Source organism: Undibacterium pigrum, from assembly GCF_003201815.1.
Classification (GTDB): domain Bacteria; phylum Pseudomonadota; class Gammaproteobacteria; order Burkholderiales; family Burkholderiaceae_D; genus Undibacterium; species Undibacterium pigrum.
Genome location: NZ_QJKB01000001.1, coordinates 1,525,674 through 1,543,241 on the forward strand (window position 1 = coordinate 1,525,674; position 17,568 = coordinate 1,543,241).

A 17,568-nucleotide genomic window follows, 5' to 3' on the forward strand; every position below is an offset into this window, starting at 1 on the left:
GAGTAGTGCCTGCAAACAGTATCAGTAGAACTTATGCAGCTTTGACAGATTCCAGGAAGTCCTGAGCAAAACGCTGCAAGACACCACCAGCTTCGTAAATCGACACTTCTTCTGCCGTATCGAGGCGGCACAGCACAGGCACTGCTACAGATTCACCATTCTTGCGGTTGATAATCAGGGTCAGGGTTGCGCGAGGCATGCGATCACCTATAACGTCAAAGGTTTCTGTGCCGTCGATGTTCAGCGTCAGGCGGTTCACGCCTGGCAAGAATTCCAGCGGCAAGACGCCCATGCCGACCAGGTTGGTGCGGTGTATGCGCTCAAAACCTTCAGCAACAATCACTTCTACACCCGCCAGGCGCACACCCTTGGCTGCCCAGTCACGCGAAGAACCCTGACCATAATCGGCCCCGGCAATCACGATGAGCGGCTGTTTGCGTTCCATATAGGTTTCTATGGCTTCCCACATGCGGATGATCTTACCTTCTGGTTCTATACGGGCCAGGGAACCTGCCTTGACCTTGCCATCAACGATGACCATTTCATTCTTCAAGGTCGGGTTGGCAAAGGTGGCACGTTGCGCTGTCAGATGATCGCCACGGTGCGTCGCATAAGAATTGAAATCTTCTTCCGGCAAACCCATCTTGGCCAGGTATTCGCCAGCAGCACTATCGAGCATGATGGCATTCGATGGTGACAGATGGTCCGTCGTGATGTTGTCACCCAAGACCGCCAGCGCACGCATGCCCTTCATGCTGCGCGCCCCTGCCAGTGCGCCTTCCCAATATGGTGGGCGGCGGATGTAGGTCGTCTGTGGACGCCAGTCATACAGGGGGCTGACTTTTTCGCCGTCGTCTGCCTGTTTGGCAAACATGGGGATGTACACTTTACGGAATTGCTCAGGCTTGACGCTTGCAGCAACCACGGCGTCAATCTCTTCATCCGTAGGCCAGATGTCTTTCAAAGTCACCGGCTTGCCTGCTGCATCCAGACCCAGCACATCTTTCTCGATATCAAAACGGATGGTGCCAGCAATCGCATAAGCCACTACCAGCGGTGGCGAAGCCAGGAAAGCCTGTTGCGCATACGGATGGATACGGCCATCAAAATTGCGGTTACCGGACAACACAGCCGTCGCATACAAATCACGGTCTATAATTTCTTTCTGGATGACAGGATCAAGCGCGCCCGACATGCCATTGCAGGATGTGCAGGCATAAGCGACCACACCAAAGCCCAGTTGCTCCAGTTCTGGCATGAGATTGGCTTCTTCAAGATACAAGGTCACAGCCTTGGAACCAGGAGCCAGTGAACTCTTGACCCAGGGCTTGCGAGTCAGACCCAGTTTGTTGGCATTGCGCGCCAGCAAACCGGCAGCCACCATATTGCGTGGGTTATTAGTATTGGTGCAGCTGGTAATCGCAGCAATGATGACTGCGCCGTCTGGCATCAGGCCAGGCTCATTTTCTACCGTGCCGCTGATGCCACGCGCCGCCAGTTCTGATGTTGGCACACGTTTGTGCGGGTTGGATGGGCCAGCGATATTGCGCACGACAGAAGACAGATCAAACTTCAGTACGCGTTCGTATTCTGCATTCTTCAGGGTATCTGCCCACAGGCCAGTTTCCTTGGCATAGGTTTCTACCAGTTTGACGAGTTCATCATCACGGCCTGTGAGCTTCAGGTATTTGATGGTTTGCTCATCAATGTAGAACATGGCGGCAGTGGAACCAAATTCTGGTGCCATGTTGGAAATGGTGGCGCGGTCACCCAGGGTCAGATGGGATGCACCTTCGCCATAAAATTCCAGATAAGATGACACCACTTTTTGATTGCGCAAGAATTCTGTCAATGCCAGCACCGTGTCTGTTGCGGTAATGCCTTCCTGCGGTTTGCCTGTCAGTTCAACACCGATGATGTCTGGCAAACGCATCCAGGATGCACGGCCGAGCATGACGCTTTCCGCTTCCAGGCCACCGACACCAATCGCGATCACACCAAGCGCATCCACCATGGGTGTATGGCTGTCTGTACCGACCAGGGTGTCTGGATAAGCTACACCATCAGTCACTTGCACGACAGGCGACATGCGTTCCAGATTGATCTGATGCAAAATGCCATTACCAGGCGGGATCACGTCGACATTCTTGAATGCCTTCTTGGTCCAGTTGATAAAATCAAACCTGTCTTCATTGCGCCTGTCTTCAATCGCACGGTTTTTGTCGAAAGCGTCGGGATCAAAACCACCGCATTCAACCGCCAGCGAATGATCGACCACCAGTTGGGTAGGTACGACAGGGTTGACCAATGCCGGGTCACCACCTTGCAGGGCAATCGCATCGCGCAGGCCAGCCAGATCAACCAGCGCAGTCTGGCCCAAAATATCATGACAGACCACGCGGGCCGGGAACCACGGAAAATCAAGATCGCGTTTGCGTTCTATGAACTGGCGCAGAGAATCAGTCAGCGTAGCCGGGTCGCAACGGCGTACCAGGTTTTCTGCCAGTACGCGTGAGGTGTATGGCAGCTTGTCATACGCGCCTGTCACGATGGCATCTACTGCTGCACGTGTATCGAAGTAATCCAAAGTAGTGCCAGGTAGTGGCTTGCGGAATTGAGTATTCATGGCTCGCTATTTTCAATATTAGTATTCAGTGTTCAGAAGAGATCAGACTGCAACTCAGAGTTGCAATTTGAATCCTTCATGTGATGCTGTGAAGCCCATGCTTCCATAGAACCTGTGCGCCTGTATGCGTTTCTTGTCGCTGGTCAGTTGCACCAGTTGGCAACCGCGCTCACGTGCCAGGGCTATGGCCTGCTCTATGAACCAGTGGCCTATGCCCTGCCCGCGCAGATAGCCATCGACCCGCACACTTTCTATCATGGCGCGGGTAGAACCTTTCCTGCTCAGACCAGGGATGAAAGTGACCTGCTGCATGGCGATGATGCGACCATCCAGTTCCGCCACCATGAGAAACTGATTGTCATCGGCTGTTATGCGCTCAAAGGCTTCGACATAACATGCGTCTTCCGAGCCCACGCCTTCACGGTTCTTGCCAAGGTCATCATCGGCAATGAGTTCCAGCAGGCGCGGCAGATCTTGCCGCACAGCGCGTCTGGTGCTGAGTCTGGACAGGTCTGCCTGCACTTTCATATGCCACCTCTGCCTTGCTTATTTACGCTTATTCAAGGGAACAAACTTCAGATCTTCAGGACCGACATAATTGGCACTAGGACGAATGATCTTGTTATCGATACGCTGTTCTATGATGTGTGCAGCCCAGCCTGAGGTACGCGCAATCACGAACAAAGGAGTAAACATGGCCGTTGGCACACCCATCATGTGATAAGACACGGCAGAGAACCAGTCCAGGTTGGGGAACATCTTTTTGATATCCCACATCACTGTTTCCAGGCGCTCGGCAATATCAAACATCTTCATTGCGCCCGCTTCTTTGGACAAGTTGCGCGCCACTTCCTTGATTACCTTGTTGCGTGGATCAGAGATGGTATAAACAGGATGGCCAAAACCGATGACGACTTCCTTGTTTTCTACGCGCTTCTTGATATCTGCTTCTGCTTCATCTGGATTGTCGTAACGCTTCTGGATTTCAAACGCGACTTCATTCGCGCCACCATGTTTAGGACCACGCAAGGCACCAATCGCACCGGTGATGGCGGAATACATGTCAGAACCCGTGCCAGCGATGACGCGGCCAGTAAAAGTGGAGGCATTGAACTCATGTTCTGCATACAGGATCAGTGATGTATGCATGGCTTTTTCCCAGGATGCGCTTGGTTTTTCACCATGCAGCAAATGCAGGAAATGACCACCTATGGATTCATCATCCGTTTCAGTTTCTATGCGTTTGCCGTTATGGCTATAGTGGTACCAGTACAGCAGCATGGAACCCAGCGAAGCCATCAGGCGGTCTGCGATATCGCGTGCACCAGGGTGGTTGTGGTCGTCTTTTTCTGGCAATACGCAACCCAGTGCAGAAACGCCGGTGCGCATGACATCCATAGGGTGGGATGACGCAGGCAGCCATTCCAGTGCTGCCTTGACATTGGCCGGCAAACCGCGCAGGGCCTTCAGTTTGGCTTTGTAGCCGCGCAATTCTGCGACGGTAGGCAATTTGCCGTGCACCAGCAAATGGGCAATTTCTTCAAACTCGCAGGCATCAGCCACGTCCAGAATATCGTAGCCGCGATAATGCAGATCATTACCGGTTTTGCCTACAGTACACAGGGCTGTATTACCAGCAGTAACGCCAGACAGGGCGACGGATTTCTTGGGTTTGAAAGGAACTGCTTCAGTCATGATTATTTCTCCAGAGGTCATATTCTGGGCTATTTCCCCCTCTTGCTTGATGCAGCACAAGAACGGGACAGCCCGTATCGATATTATTTAGATTTTTGCTGCGCAAACAGGGCATCGAGCTTTTGCTCAAAGTCGTGGTAATTGATGCGCTCATACAATTCCATACGGGTTTGCATGGTATCGACGACATTTTTTTGCGTGCCGTCGCGGCGTATCGCACCATAGACGTTTTCTGCGGCCTTGTTCATGGCACGGAAAGCGGACAATGGATACAAGACCAGGCCCACATCTACTGCGGCCAGTTCTTCGACGGAATATAAGGGAGTAGCACCAAATTCAGTGATATTCGCCAGGATAGGTACTTTGACAGCATTGGCGAATTGCTTGTACATCGCCAGTTCAGTGATCGCTTCCGGGAAGATCATGTCGGCGCCCGCTTCTACGCATGCCAGGGCGCGGTCTATCGCTGCTTCCAGGCCTTCAACTGCCAGTGCATCGGTACGTGCCATGATGACGAAGTTATCGTCAGTACGGGCATCAACTGCTGCTTTCACGCGGTCTACCATTTCCTGCTTGCTGACGATCTCTTTGCCAGGGCGATGGCCGCAACGCTTGGCACCTACCTGGTCTTCGATATGGATCGCCGCCGCGCCAAACTTGATCATGGATTTGACCGTACGTGCGACATTGAAAGCAGAGGAACCAAAGCCGGTATCCACATCGACCAGCAAAGGCAGATCGCAGACATCGGTGATGCGGCGCACGTCAGTCAGGACATCGTCAAGGTTGGAAATGCCCAGGTCAGGCAAGCCCAGGGAACCGGCAGCAACACCGCCACCAGACAGATAGATGGCCTTGAAACCGGCACGTTTTGCCAGCAAGGCATGATTAGCGTTAATTGCACCGACGACTTGCAACGGGGATTCTTCCTGCATCGCCTTGCGGAAGGCGGCACCTGCGGAGTATGTACTCATGTGTATGCTTTCAGGTTAATAAACAGATTCTGGGATGCGTATTGCAATCAGCGTGCCAGCAGCCCGGCCAGACTGCTGTTTCAGGCTGATATGCATATAAATCAAATACTTATTCGCAATACCCGCATATTAAGGCCTGTGCAAGGCTGAAGATTTGTTTCATAATGATGTTTCATATTGAAACTTGAAACATCAATTGAAACGCATTTGAAACAAACATGAAACAACCTCCTGCACTACGCGACAGCCACGACAAACCTGTCATCTGGACAGTCTCCATCTCGCGCCTGTTCGATATGTTCCGCGACATCATGGTTGAGTATGATGTCAGTGCCGACATAGAACCCATACACATGGGTTTTGAAGAAGCGGCCCAATACCTGAAAGAGCGTCTGCAAACCGAGAGGTGTGATGCCGTCATCGCAGCGGGCTCTAACGGTGCTTATCTCAAGAACCGCCTGCCCGTCCCTGTCGTCATCGCCAAGGCCAGTGGCTTTGATGTCATGCAGGCATTGGCAAGAGCGCGCAAGGTGTCGCCCGCCATCGGCCTCATCAATTACCAGGAAACCATGCCAGAACTGGCGGATTTCAAGACGACTTTTGGCTTCCCGCTGGAGCAGCGTACCTATGTCACCGAAGAAGATGCCCGCGCCCAGATCAGTGAACTCAAGGCGGGTGGCATCAAGGTTATTGTCGGTGCAGGCCTGATTACTGACCTGGCTGAAGAAGCCGGGCTGACTGGGATTTTCATGTATTCCGCCACATCGATACGCCAGGCTTTTGATGATGCACTGGAAATCGCCCGCCTGACACGGCTGGAATCTGCCCGCGGGCGGCATCATCCTGCGGCAGACTCACTACGTGCCAAGCACGGCCTGAACGATTTACGCGGTGACTCTGCCGCCATGCAGGAAACCCGCAAATCCATCGCCCTGTTCGCCCGCTCCCCGGCAACCGTGTTGTTACAAGGTGAAACCGGCACAGGCAAGGAACTGGCAGCCCAGGCCTTGCATAGAGAGAGCACGCGGGCACGCCAGCCCTTTGTTGCAGTGAACTGTGGCGCAATTGCCGAAAGCCTGCTGGAATCTGAATTGTTTGGCTATGAAGAAGGTGCCTTTACCGGCTCGAAGCGTGGCGGCCATGCAGGCTTGTTTGAAATTGCCCACAGAGGGACTGTATTCCTCGACGAAATTGGGGAAATGCCCCTGCCCCTGCAAACCCGGCTCTTGCGGGTTTTGGAAGAGCGCGAGATCAACCGGGTGGGCAGCATGCGCCCCATACCTGTAGATGTACGCATCATCAGTGCCACTCACTGCGACCTTGAGGCCAGGGTAAAAGAAGGAAAGTTTCGTGCAGACCTGTATTTCCGTCTGGCAGTATTGCGCCTGCACCTGCCCGCACTGCGGGAGCGTGTCGATGACTTATTGCCACTCGCAGTGTGGTCCCTGAAGCATGCTTTAGCTGCCATGGGAGTAAGACCACACGCCAACCTGCATGCAGAAATTGCCAGTTGCAGCATGCTGTTGCAAGCCTACGCCTGGCCAGGAAATGTAAGAGAATTACGCAATCTCATGGAACGCCTGGCCCTGTTTCTGGCTGCCGAACCCCTACAGGCATTGACGCCTGGCTTCGTCACCAGAACGTTGCCGGAACTGAATACGGCGCCGGATATCAAGCCGGATATCAAGCCGGATATCAAGCCGGATACCGCCCAGGATTTACTCACTTTTTCAGATACGCAGCGACCAACAGAATCGCTGGAACTGGTCATGGAAAAGTTTAATCACAATCGCGAAGCGGCTGCCGACTACCTGGGCATCAGCAGAACCACCTTGTGGCGACGCCTCAGACAAAAGTCGTAATCATTTGAAACATTAATTGATCATCTGGAGGGCGAATTTTGTGTCGCACTAAGGTAAAATGAATTTACGCTACCACTCACAATTCTTGGGTGCATTAGTCTTGCATAAAATACATTATGAAAAAAATACTTATTGTTGACGACAGCAAAGTTTCCCGCATGGTTATTCGTGCGCATGTCAAAGCGGTGCACCCGGACTGGGAATTTTTTGAAGCTGCCAGTGGCGAAGAAGCCATCAAGTCAGTCGTCGAGAATAAACCCGACTTTTGCACTATGGACATCAATATGCCCGGCATGCTGGGTACTGACGCAGCAGAGCAGATTTTGCAAACAAATCCACATATACGTATCGCCATTTTTTCAGCGAATGTGCAGGACACCATGCAAAACCGGGCTACGTCCATAGGCACCATCTTTGTCGCCAAGCCAGTGACAGAGAAATCCATCACTATCGTCCTCAATTATTTCGCGAGCGGAAAATGAACTCCCTGACCGAACTTCATCTCGATGCATTAAGCGAGGTCTTCAATGTCGGTGCTGGCAGGGCTGCGGCCAGCCTCAGTGATATTGTCGGTGAGGAAGTTCGCTTGTCGGTCCCTTCTGTCGAAATCCGCAAGTCTTCAGAGATTGATGTCTCGTCCATGGGTCTGCAAAGCGAACGCTTTGGAGCAGTACATCAAACCTTTAGCGGCTCGTTTGAAGCCGAGGCCATCCTGCTGTTCACTGAAGAACATGCGCTGGAAATAGTACGCGACATGATGGGCTCGCAAATCAGCCTCGAAGACCTGGCCGAGTTTGAACAGGAAGCCATGTGCGAACTGGGCAATATCATTCTCAATGCCTGTCTGTCGGCGATGGCGGATATGCTGAACATACCACTGAACTGTTCCTTGCCAGACTACTCGGTAGCAACGACAGAAGAAATTTTCCGCCGGGTCAGCGATGACCTTGACCAGCCCTATGTCTTATTGCTGCATATCGATCTGGCGATAGAGAGAAGACATTCTGAAGGGCATTTGATTTTCTTGCTTAGCTCCACATCTTTAAAAGATTTGATTATCCAGCTTGAGCGCTTTCTGGGAGCAGTTTAATGGCGCAGTTGATGTCCCCCTCACCGTTCGCGATGGAACAGATATTCAATTCCATCAGCCTGGGTCTGATTGTGCTTGATGCACAACAGTCCGTGCGCATGTGGAACGGCTGGGTGGAAAGACATACCGGCATTCCTTCAAACCAGGTCGTAGGCAAGCATATTTCTGAAGCTTTTGAAGAATTGCCCAGTCGCGCCATCCTCAATGCCATCACCAATACCCTCAATTATGGCTTGCCCGTGGTCTTGTCGAATGCCCTGCATCGCTCACCCTTGCCGCTGTTCCAGCGCAATGAGCATGAACCGGAAAACGAAAAAATCCGCATAGATCAGTCCATCACGATCACGCCGATTACAGCAGAATATGGCGAGCGTCATTGCCTGATACAGATCAGTGATTCGACCACGTCGATAAAACGTGAAAAAATCCTGCGCACGCATTCAGAAGCCCTGAAGCGCGAAGCCACGACCGACAGCCTGACTGGCATTTATAACCGTCGCTTCTTTGATGAACACTACAAAATGGCTCTGGGCCATGCCGTGCGCCACAACGTGCCCTTGTCCGTATTCATGGTCGATATTGACTACTTCAAGGAATACAATGACAGCTATGGCCATGTGGCTGGTGACAAGGCATTGATACAGGTCGCTGCTGCCCTGCGTAAGCAATTGCTGAGGGCAACCGATGTACTGGCGCGTTTTGGTGGCGAAGAGTTTATCCTCATGCTGCCCAATATGGCACCCGACTCAGCCATGCTGTTTGCAGAAAAATTGCGGACGGCCGTCTGGGACTTGAATATCCCGCATATCAATTCCCGTATCAGCCAGCGCATCAGCGTCAGTATAGGTTTCAGCAACTTCTACAAGCATCCTGATGTTGATGCCAATTCCCTGCTCAAGTGTGCCGATGCCGCCCTGTATGAAGCCAAGAAAGCTGGTCGCAATCAAAGCCAGTACCTGCCCTTGCAGCACTTCAATATACAAACTACAGCCCCCGCTGGCACTCTGCATAAATCAGTCAACAGCTAAGTCTTAAAGCTGTTGACGATTGCTGGAAGCTGGTTAAATCACGGAAACCAGCTATGAAGACACGGAACACTTTGCAGTGACCCGTGACTTCCTCAACAATTATCCAAAGCGGCTGGAGCAATTGCTGGCAGATGAAGAGTAAGTAAAACCTACCAACTGATCACACAAGACAAGGCCAGCAGTCCCAGGGCCAGGACAAAGTATAGTAACTGCAAAGGTATCATCCACTTCGCCCAGACTGCCCAGGGTATGCGTGCCAGCGCCAGCACACCAACAGTGATGCCTGAGGTTGGTATCATCGGCGTCGTGAATTCACCAAACTGAAATGCCAGTATCGCAGTCTGCCTGGTCACACCCACCAGGTCAGCCAATGGTGCCATGATGGGCATGGTCAGTGCCGCCTGCCCGCTGCCAGAATGGATGAAGAAGTTGATGACAGACTGAGTCACAAACATCTTGTGTGCTGCAAAGATGGGATGTGAGGACTGCACAAAAGGCATAAGGAAATTCAACATGGTGTCGATGATATTCGCGTCCCGTGCCAGTATCATGGTGCCACGTGCCAGGGCTATCACCAGTGCGGTGGTCACCAGGTCTTTCGCCCCCTGCATGAAGGCGTCGACAAAGCTGTCGGCATTGAGCTTGCCAACTATACCCACCAGGATGGCCATGACCAGGAACAAAGCAGCAATCTCTTCTATATACCAGCTATATTTAACTACGCCCACCACCATGGTAATGAGTGTCAGCAGGAACATCACTAACACAGCCTTGTGAATCGCTGTCATGCCGGTAAAACTGGTGAATTCGTCGATCTTGAGATTCTTGCGTTTTTCTTCATCGATAGCAAAAGTGGGGCTCAGCAAGGGATTTTTCTTGATGCGTGCCGCATACCAACTGAGAAAAGCGATCGTGACCACAGTCGCCAGCAACCATGCGACTAGCCGGAAACCTATGCCAGAAAATAGTGGTACACCAGCTATGCCTTGAGCAATACCGACATTGAAGGGATTTAAAAATGCCGCAGCAAAGCCTACCTGTGAACCAACGAAGGGAATAGACACACCCACTACCGAGTCATAGCCAAGTGCCAGCGCCAGCGGGATAAAGATCATGACGAAAGGTATGGCCTCTTCTGCCATGCCAAAGGTCGCTCCTCCAAGAGAAAACAGGGTCACGAACACAGGTATGATGCCAGCCCTGACGAGACTGGAATGGGTATGCGCTCGAGCCACGGATTTGATCATGGCATCAATCGCTTCTGTCTTTTGCAAAACCGCAAAAGCACCACCAACAATGAGTACAAAACCGATGATCAATGCAGCCTCAACAAAACCCTTGATGGGTGCCATCATCAGGGCCACAGCACCTTGCGGATTACTGGTGACATAGTGAAAACTGGCAGGATCTATCAACGTCTTGCCATTCACCACATGAGTATCATATTTACCGCCAGGCACCAGCCAGGTAGCCAGCGCGATCAGTGCCAGCAAGGAAAACAGCAGGACAAAGGTATTCGGTAATCTGAGTTTTTTCAGCATGATGCGCTCCTGGTCACAAGGACAGTAAATTACCGGAACGGTAGGCAACGGGGCCAGCGATTTTGGCAATGCGCATGCCGTGCGTGGCATAACGTCTGGCCACACGAGCGAATAAAATGCCGGATACAGTTGCCAGCACTGGCGTTACCTTCGCGCTGATCGGGTCAACAATGTCTGCCACCCTCTCACCTGCCTCAACGTGCTCACCTGTTTCTCTGGTAAATACCAGGATGCCAGCATGTGGGGCACGCAAAGGCTCTACACCTTCCAGCGGTGTAGGCTGGCACAAGGCTTGAGGTAAGACTGGTGCTTTTCCGCGCAGGTAGCCTGCATGTCTGAGGAAGTTAATGATAGCCAAAGCATCTGCCTGCGCCGCCTCATGGCTGACTTCAGTTTCTCCACGCAATTCCACCGTGATGGACAGACAGGCGTTTGGAACAGGTGTCGCCTGACCAAAGTGCTGCGCCAGCTCCCACCAGTGACGTGAACAGGATTCATCAAAAGGATCATCACCCGACAATACAGACACCAGTACCGCCTGCGCGCCCAGGTAGGCAGCTAAGGGCATGCAATCGTGCGACAACGGAGTACCCGTATATAAATGCATGACAGCCTGGTTATCACAATGCAGGTCCAGCACAATGTCGGCATCCACCGCCAGGGTTTGCAGGATTTTCTTTTGCTGCTCTGTTGCGGTTTCTGGCTGCCAGGCTTGCAGTACGGCCAGTGCCTGCTCGCGTACCAGTTTTACATTTTCTTTTTCATCAGCACCCAGCTTGCCTTGTAGGAGAGGAACAAGATGTGGCGTCAGGTGACGATAGCCACGGTTGAAATTAATACCCGTCGCCAGGTCAAAGCGGCCAAAAGCCGTGCCCTGTATATCCTGTGCCAGCCCTATGGGGTTAGCCACTGGTACCACAACAATTTCAGCAGCGATCGCAGAAATTTTTTCATACTGCTCCAGCATTTCGCGCAAATAGTGATTTACCAGCATGCCGGGTATTTCATCCGCGTGCAAGGACGACTGTATATACACCTTGCGTCCATGATCAGGAGTACCGTAATGAAAACTCTGTAATTCACGCACAGTCCCATTACTTATATCTGGCAAGGCATGGCTTTGTATTTGCATAAAAACTCTTTTCTTTGTTGGTAATAGCAAGACCCAAAAAAACTGACTCAGGCAGTATTAATTTCCGTATTACAGACTTTACTCCCACCTACCCGTCACTTTTCCAATAGCCGTTTTTACAAGCAGAAAAATACAACACTGCAAAATTGGAGGCATTCCTGTCTGTAAACACAAAAACATGATGAACGATTTTTTACATATTCTACATTTATGAAAATAAAACGACAAATACTATTGAAAATATTTTTAAACAGGGCTACAGTTCATTCATCGAAAAAAGTTTTACTGAAATTTTTACTGATTGTTTTGCTGAACACTGCACATGAAAAAATTAAATACTCCTGTTGAATCCGCCTCACCGGAAATGGTCTTTGCCAAATCCACATTGGGTGAGTCACTGATGCTGGTCTTGCAGGAAGGATCAGTCTCCTATAAGCGGATTGCCAATTTCCTCTTGCGCAACCAGGTCAAGGTCACGGCACTGGGAATAGAAGACATGGCAGAGCAATGTGATGTATCTACCGCTACCATCAGCCGGTTTGCGCGTGACATGGGCTTTAATAATTACGCGGGTTTGCGTAATCAGATTGCAGAAGTAGTACAGGCTGTGTTCCAACCGGTAGAAAAACTGCGCAATACCATAGAAGCCAAAAAGAATGCCCCCTCGCCAGCCCATACCAGCATGCAGTTTGCTGCTGCCAATATCGATGCTGCCAGCCAGGGCATGTCTGAACCAGATTTGAACGAGGTAGTCAGCCACATCGCCAAAGCTAAAACTGTGTATGTCATGGGCTTTGGCCTCAGTGCCCACCTGGCTGGCATGCTGGCCCTGCATTTGCAACCCTTTTGCTCACACGTGGTGGAAGTGGTTGGTTACGGCGGCACTGAAGTGGCGGCTGGCCATCTCGCAAATATTACTGACAAGGATGTACTCATCGTCATCTCATTCCCACGCTATGCACTGGATGTCATCAAACTCACGCAGTTTGTACGTGACCATGATGCCTGCATAGTCACGATTACCGACTCCCCTGCTTCACCGATTGCACAACTGGGTAATTATCTGCTGCTGGCACCGAGTACTCACGGTGTCTTGCCCAGCAGTGCCAGTGCCGCAATTGCTGTCATCGAAGCCCTGGTCAGCAGCATGATGGTATCGAATAAAAAGAACGTGGAAAAGGCCATGCGCCTGACCGAAGCCATATCAGCCTATCTGCATAGTGCTGACAACAACGTCAAATACACACAGCCGGACAGTAATAAACCCAAGAAGTAAATAAACAAACAAGCAAATCACAGTCACTCCCCGGAGTGCCTGAGGGGGATGCTTTTTTAAAATTTCTGTAAGAACCTGTTCACGATCTGTCGCGAGCGAGCGTCAGCGGAGTGAAGAGCAGTGCAAAAAGCGGAATGTACTTAAGTACATGAGCATTTTGAGCAGCGCATGAGCTCCGATCACGCTCGCGCAGCAAGATCGTGATCAGATTCTAAAACCTGAGGAGAAGAAGGCAATGGCAACAAAAAAACAAGCACGTCAGCCCACACCCAAGAAATTGGCTGCCGCAACCTGGTCTGCATTGAGCGTCATGGCGATGCTGGGCATGAATACACAAAGCGCATGGGCACAAGCAGAGAATGATCCGAACAAACCGCAGCGTGTAGAAATTACCGGCTCATCGATCAAGCGCATCGATGCAGAAACTGCCTTGCCTGTGCAAATCATCAACCGCGAATCAATAGAAAAATCCGGCGTTACCACGGCGGCAGAATTATTGAGCAAAGTGTCGGCCAGCACTGCTGGCCTGACTGACGGTGCCAGCTTCAGTGATAACGGTGGTACGCAACGCGGTTTCAATGGTGCCAACCTGCGTGGCATAGGTGTGTCATCCACCCTGATCTTGCTGAATGGCCGCCGCCTCGCCAACTTCGCCTCACCAGGCACTTCGTCTGGCGTGGATTTGAATTCCATCCCATCTGCTGCCATACAGCGTGTGGAAGTCTTGAAAGATGGTGCATCAGCCATCTATGGTGCAGATGCGATTGGTGGCGTCATCAATTTCATTACCCGTCCTGATTATCAGGGGGCAGAAATATCTGCCTATGTGGGTAATACCCAGCATGGTGGGGCAGATAAAAAGATCGTTAGCCTATCTGGTGGTATAGGCAGCCTGAGCCAGGACAGATATAACCTCATGGGCGTGGTCAATTTCCAGAACACTGGCGGCCTGCGTTCTACCCAGCGCTCATGGATAGGTTCAGCCTATCAGCCTGACATCAATCTTGATGTGGGCAGTTCCAATACTTTCCCGGCCAATGTACGTCGTACTACGGCCAGTGGTGGTGCCACAGGTTCACGCCTGAACCCCAGCGCACCAACTTGCAACCCACCTGCCACGGTGTTTGCTGCTGACAGCTTTGTCGGTAGCAAAGCCTGTTTGTATGACTACATGCATGACACCGAGATTTTCCCAGAATCCCAGCGTGCGTCACTGCTAGGCCGAGCCCAGTTTGCCATTGATGCTGACAATACCCTGTTTGCAGAAGTGCTGCACAGCGACACCAAAACGACTTACCGCATCAGCCCATTGACGGTGACAAATCTGAATTATCCCGTCACTGGAATTTACTACCCAAATGACCTGATCACGACCAACAAAACACCTTTGCGCGTAGGCCTGCGTCTGAGTGCTGCCGGCCCGCGTACCAATGAAGTGAATGCAGTTGCACAACGCCTGATAGTTGGTGCCAAAGGCACAATCGCAGGATGGGATTATGATACTGCCCTGAATCATAGCGTCAGCAAGGTTGATGATAAATATGTCGATGGCTACGTCAGGACCTCGGCTTTTGACAGCGCCTTTTTGACAGGCAAGATCAATCCTTTCGGTCCATCTGGAACTGAAGGTACAAGCCTGCTGAATGCCGCAAAGATCAGCGATGCTGCGCGTCAATCCAGAGCGACTACCGATGCATTTGACATCAAGGCCTCACGCGAATTGTTTGCGATGGCAGGCGGCAATGCAGGCCTGGCAATAGGTGCAGAATACCGTCGTGAGAAACTGGAGTTCACCCCGTCTGCCCTGCTGGCCGCTGGTGAGATACGCGGTGACGGCGCTGCATCAGCCTATGGTGGCAGCCGTACCGTCAAGGCCCTGTTCGCCGAATTGAATTTACCCATACTCAGCAATCTCGAAGCCCAGGCTGCTGTTCGCCATGACAGCTATAACGATGTAGGCAGCACCACCAATCCAAAATTTGGCCTGCGCTGGACACCCGCCAAGGAAGTCGTGGTACGTGGTTCTTACAGTGCTGGCTTCCGCGCACCAAGTCTGGCAGACATCAATGAACCGGCACGCACTGGCCAGACCAGCGGCATCTATAATGACCCGCTCGGTTGTATCAAGACCGGCAATATCGACAATACCAAGAACCCGGATTACTGTGGCATACAGCCAGACCTGATCAAGGGTGGCACGGCCAATCTGAAGCCTGAGACATCGAAGCAGTTTTCTGCCGGTATCGTGGTTGAACCCAGCCGCAGCCTGACTGCCTCTCTCGACTACTGGCGCATAGAAAAGTCGGACACCCTGCTGGCCAACGAAGGTGCTTACTTTAGTGACCCCAAATCCAATCCTGGCTATGCGATACGTGGCGCGGCTGATCCCAGCCTGCCAGGCATACCCGGCCCTATCCTGTCAGTCGATGGCCGCGTGAAAAATATAGGTTCGCTGAAAACCTCGGGCGTCGATATCAACCTCAACTGGAAGCTGCCAGAAAACAGTCTGGGCAAATTCAATGTCAGCCTGAACGGTACCTATGTCATCGACTACAAGACTCGTAACACGGCTGCCAGCCCGGAAGTGAATGGCGTAGGCATCTATACCGACACCCAGGTGGTACAACGCTGGAGACATACCCTGACATTTGACTTTGACCGTGGCCCATGGGGCGCGACATTACAACAGACTTACTACCAGGGTTATCACGACCAGAATACCCTGGCTGATGGCAGCACTCGTGATGTGCCTGCCTATGTCTTGTGGGATTTGAGTGGCAGCTATAAGTTCAGCAAGGCATTCAGCCTGCGTGCAGGCATCAAAAACCTGCTGGATACCAACCCACCACGTTCCAACCAGATATATAGCTTCATTGCTGGTTACGACCCCAGCTATACCGACCCACGTGGCCGCTTCGTTTATATCTCGGGTAATTATTCGTTTAAATAAGTAGTATCAATAATCACTTCCAAAGCAGCGCGTTCGGGGACAAGACTTGATGCTTGTCCCCTTTTTTTACATTCATGCCGATAGCGGCGAATTGAATCATTTACAATATCAAAAAATCAGGATGAAAATAATGATAATTTCTCTGAAAAATACAGGCTCGGGCTTAGGTATCTTGCTCAGTTGTCTGGTTCTCTTACTCTGGCAATTACCCATGAATGCAAGTGCAGAAGACAAGTCACCGCAACAATCGAAAGGTTCACTCGTCATCATAGGCGGTGCTTTGCGGGTCGATAATGCCGTGGTCTGGCAGCGCATCGTACAACAGGCTGGTGGCAAAGGCGCAAAGATTGCCGTCATCCCGGCGGCAGCAGGTAGCCCGGAAAAGTCAGGGGGATTTGCGGTCGAATCGCTGAACCAGCACGGTGCCCAGGCTTTTATGATCCCCCTGTCGGTCAGGCATGCGCAATTCAAGCCCCAGGATATAGTCAGCGATCCAGTCTGGCTGGACAAACTCAAAGATGCCAGCGGCGTGTTTTTTACCGGTGGCGACCAGGGCCGCATCGTGCAGACGCTGGTCAAGCCAGATGGCGGCAAGACGGCAATGCTGGAAGCAATCTGGGCCTTATATCAACGCGGCGGTGTCATCGCCGGCAGCAGTGCTGGTGCTGCCATCATGAGTACCACGATGTTTTACGATGCCAAGCCTGTGCTGCCTACCCTCAAACTGGGTGTCACTGAGGGCAAGGAGATTGCCGCTGGCCTGGGCTTCATCGGCCCTGATGTATTCATAGACCAGCACCTGATCATCCGTGGCCGCTTTGCCCGCATGTTGCCTGTCATGCTCAAAAAGAATTACAAGCTGGGTCTGGGTGTTGATGAAAATACTGCCATGGTGGTCAGTAGCCAGGGTGAAGTTGAAGTCATAGGCTATAAAGGTGCGATCCTGTTTGACCTGAGCCAGGCCTCGACCGATGGCGCACAAAAGAATTTTAATATCAGCAATGCCCGCATCAGTTATCTGGACCGGGGTGACCGCTTTAATTTGCATACGAAGACGCTGATACCATCAGCAGACAAGCTACAGAACAAACTCCATCCTGCCCAGGCATACAATACCGACCAGCGCTTTTATCCAGATATACTGGCCAATACCGTAGTCACTGACCTCATGTTTCATTTGATTGATGGCAAACAGGAACGTGCCATCGGCCTGGCTTTTGGCATGGATGCGCAGCCTGAACTGGGCTTTGAATTCAACTTCAGCAAAGTAGCCGATAGCCTGGGTTATTATTCCAATGCCTCTGGCGCTGAAAGCTATACCGTGCACAATCTGCGTCTGGACATACGACCCGTGACCATGAACCTGCCGCTGTATAAATAAGGCAGACCTGCAC

General features: G+C 51.7%; 13 protein-coding genes and 1 pseudogene. 8 read left to right on the forward strand and 6 right to left on the reverse strand.

The window, feature by feature from the left end; all coding sequences use genetic code 11:
* Positions 1-31 precede the first annotated feature (31 nt).
* The 4 genes from acnD to prpB all read right to left on the reverse strand — a co-directional run bounded on the left by acnD (position 32) and on the right by prpB (position 5,295).
* The gene (acnD, locus tag DFR42_RS06815; protein ID WP_110254117.1) at positions 32-2,626 is read right to left on the reverse strand and encodes a Fe/S-dependent 2-methylisocitrate dehydratase AcnD; all 2,595 of its coding nucleotides are present in this window, start codon (positions 2,624-2,626) and stop codon (positions 32-34) included.
* A 54-nt stretch (positions 2,627-2,680) separates the two neighbouring features.
* Positions 2,681-3,154, reverse strand: a complete 474-nt coding sequence (locus DFR42_RS06820) for a GNAT family N-acetyltransferase (RefSeq protein ID WP_211324159.1) — start codon at positions 3,152-3,154, stop codon at positions 2,681-2,683.
* A gap of 18 nt (positions 3,155-3,172) precedes the next feature.
* A complete protein-coding gene (gene prpC, locus DFR42_RS06825) occupies positions 3,173-4,321 on the reverse strand; it encodes a bifunctional 2-methylcitrate synthase/citrate synthase (protein WP_110254118.1) in 1,149 nt (382 codons plus the stop codon).
* An 83-nt stretch (positions 4,322-4,404) separates the two neighbouring features.
* Positions 4,405-5,295, reverse strand: a complete 891-nt coding sequence (gene prpB, locus DFR42_RS06830; protein WP_110254119.1) for a methylisocitrate lyase — start codon at positions 5,293-5,295, stop codon at positions 4,405-4,407.
* Between the two features lie 218 nt (positions 5,296-5,513).
* On the opposite strand from prpB, the gene prpR reads away from it, so the two are divergent.
* The 5 genes and pseudogenes from prpR to DFR42_RS29710 all read left to right on the forward strand — a co-directional run.
* Complete coding sequence (gene prpR, locus DFR42_RS06835) at positions 5,514-7,157, forward strand: propionate catabolism operon regulatory protein PrpR (protein ID WP_110254120.1); 1,644 nt, start codon at positions 5,514-5,516, stop codon at positions 7,155-7,157.
* Between the two features lie 116 nt (positions 7,158-7,273).
* Entirely contained in the window at positions 7,274-7,639 is a 366-nt protein-coding gene (locus tag DFR42_RS06840; protein WP_110254121.1) for a response regulator transcription factor, read from the forward strand.
* Positions 7,636-8,247, forward strand: a complete 612-nt coding sequence (locus DFR42_RS06845) for a chemotaxis protein CheC (RefSeq protein ID WP_110254122.1) — start codon at positions 7,636-7,638, stop codon at positions 8,245-8,247. The genes DFR42_RS06840 and DFR42_RS06845 overlap by 4 nt, the downstream gene beginning before the upstream one ends.
* Positions 8,247-9,275, forward strand: coding sequence for a sensor domain-containing diguanylate cyclase (locus tag DFR42_RS06850; protein ID WP_110254123.1), 1,029 nt, complete (start codon positions 8,247-8,249; stop codon positions 9,273-9,275). Before DFR42_RS06845 ends, DFR42_RS06850 begins: the two co-directional genes overlap by 1 nt.
* A gap of 37 nt (positions 9,276-9,312) precedes the next feature.
* Positions 9,313-9,417 (forward strand): annotated as a pseudogene (locus tag DFR42_RS29710) (AAA family ATPase); the annotation flags it as partial.
* 7 nt (positions 9,418-9,424) lie between these two features.
* On the opposite strand, the gene DFR42_RS06860 reads toward DFR42_RS29710, so the two are convergent.
* On the reverse strand, positions 9,425-10,816 hold the full coding sequence (locus DFR42_RS06860) for a YfcC family protein (RefSeq protein ID WP_110254124.1): 1,392 nt from the start codon (positions 10,814-10,816) through the stop codon (positions 9,425-9,427).
* 13 nt (positions 10,817-10,829) lie between these two features.
* Positions 10,830-11,948 carry a succinylglutamate desuccinylase/aspartoacylase family protein gene (locus tag DFR42_RS06865; protein WP_110254125.1) on the reverse strand — a complete coding sequence of 373 codons (1,119 nt, stop codon included), beginning with the start codon at positions 11,946-11,948 and terminating at the stop codon, positions 10,830-10,832.
* Positions 11,949-12,270: 322 nt separating this feature from the next.
* On the opposite strand from DFR42_RS06865, the gene DFR42_RS06870 reads away from it, so the two are divergent.
* The 3 genes from DFR42_RS06870 to DFR42_RS06880 all read left to right on the forward strand — a co-directional run bounded on the left by DFR42_RS06870 (position 12,271) and on the right by DFR42_RS06880 (position 17,555).
* Positions 12,271-13,224, forward strand: coding sequence for a MurR/RpiR family transcriptional regulator (locus DFR42_RS06870; protein WP_245936849.1), 954 nt, complete (start codon positions 12,271-12,273; stop codon positions 13,222-13,224).
* 235 nt (positions 13,225-13,459) lie between these two features.
* Positions 13,460-16,174 (forward strand): TonB-dependent receptor, encoded by a 2,715-nt coding sequence (locus DFR42_RS06875; RefSeq protein WP_110254126.1) that lies wholly within the window; start codon positions 13,460-13,462, stop codon positions 16,172-16,174.
* Between the two features lie 130 nt (positions 16,175-16,304).
* Positions 16,305-17,555 (forward strand): cyanophycinase, encoded by a 1,251-nt coding sequence (locus tag DFR42_RS06880; RefSeq protein ID WP_110254284.1) that lies wholly within the window; start codon positions 16,305-16,307, stop codon positions 17,553-17,555.
* Positions 17,556-17,568 lie beyond the last annotated feature (13 nt).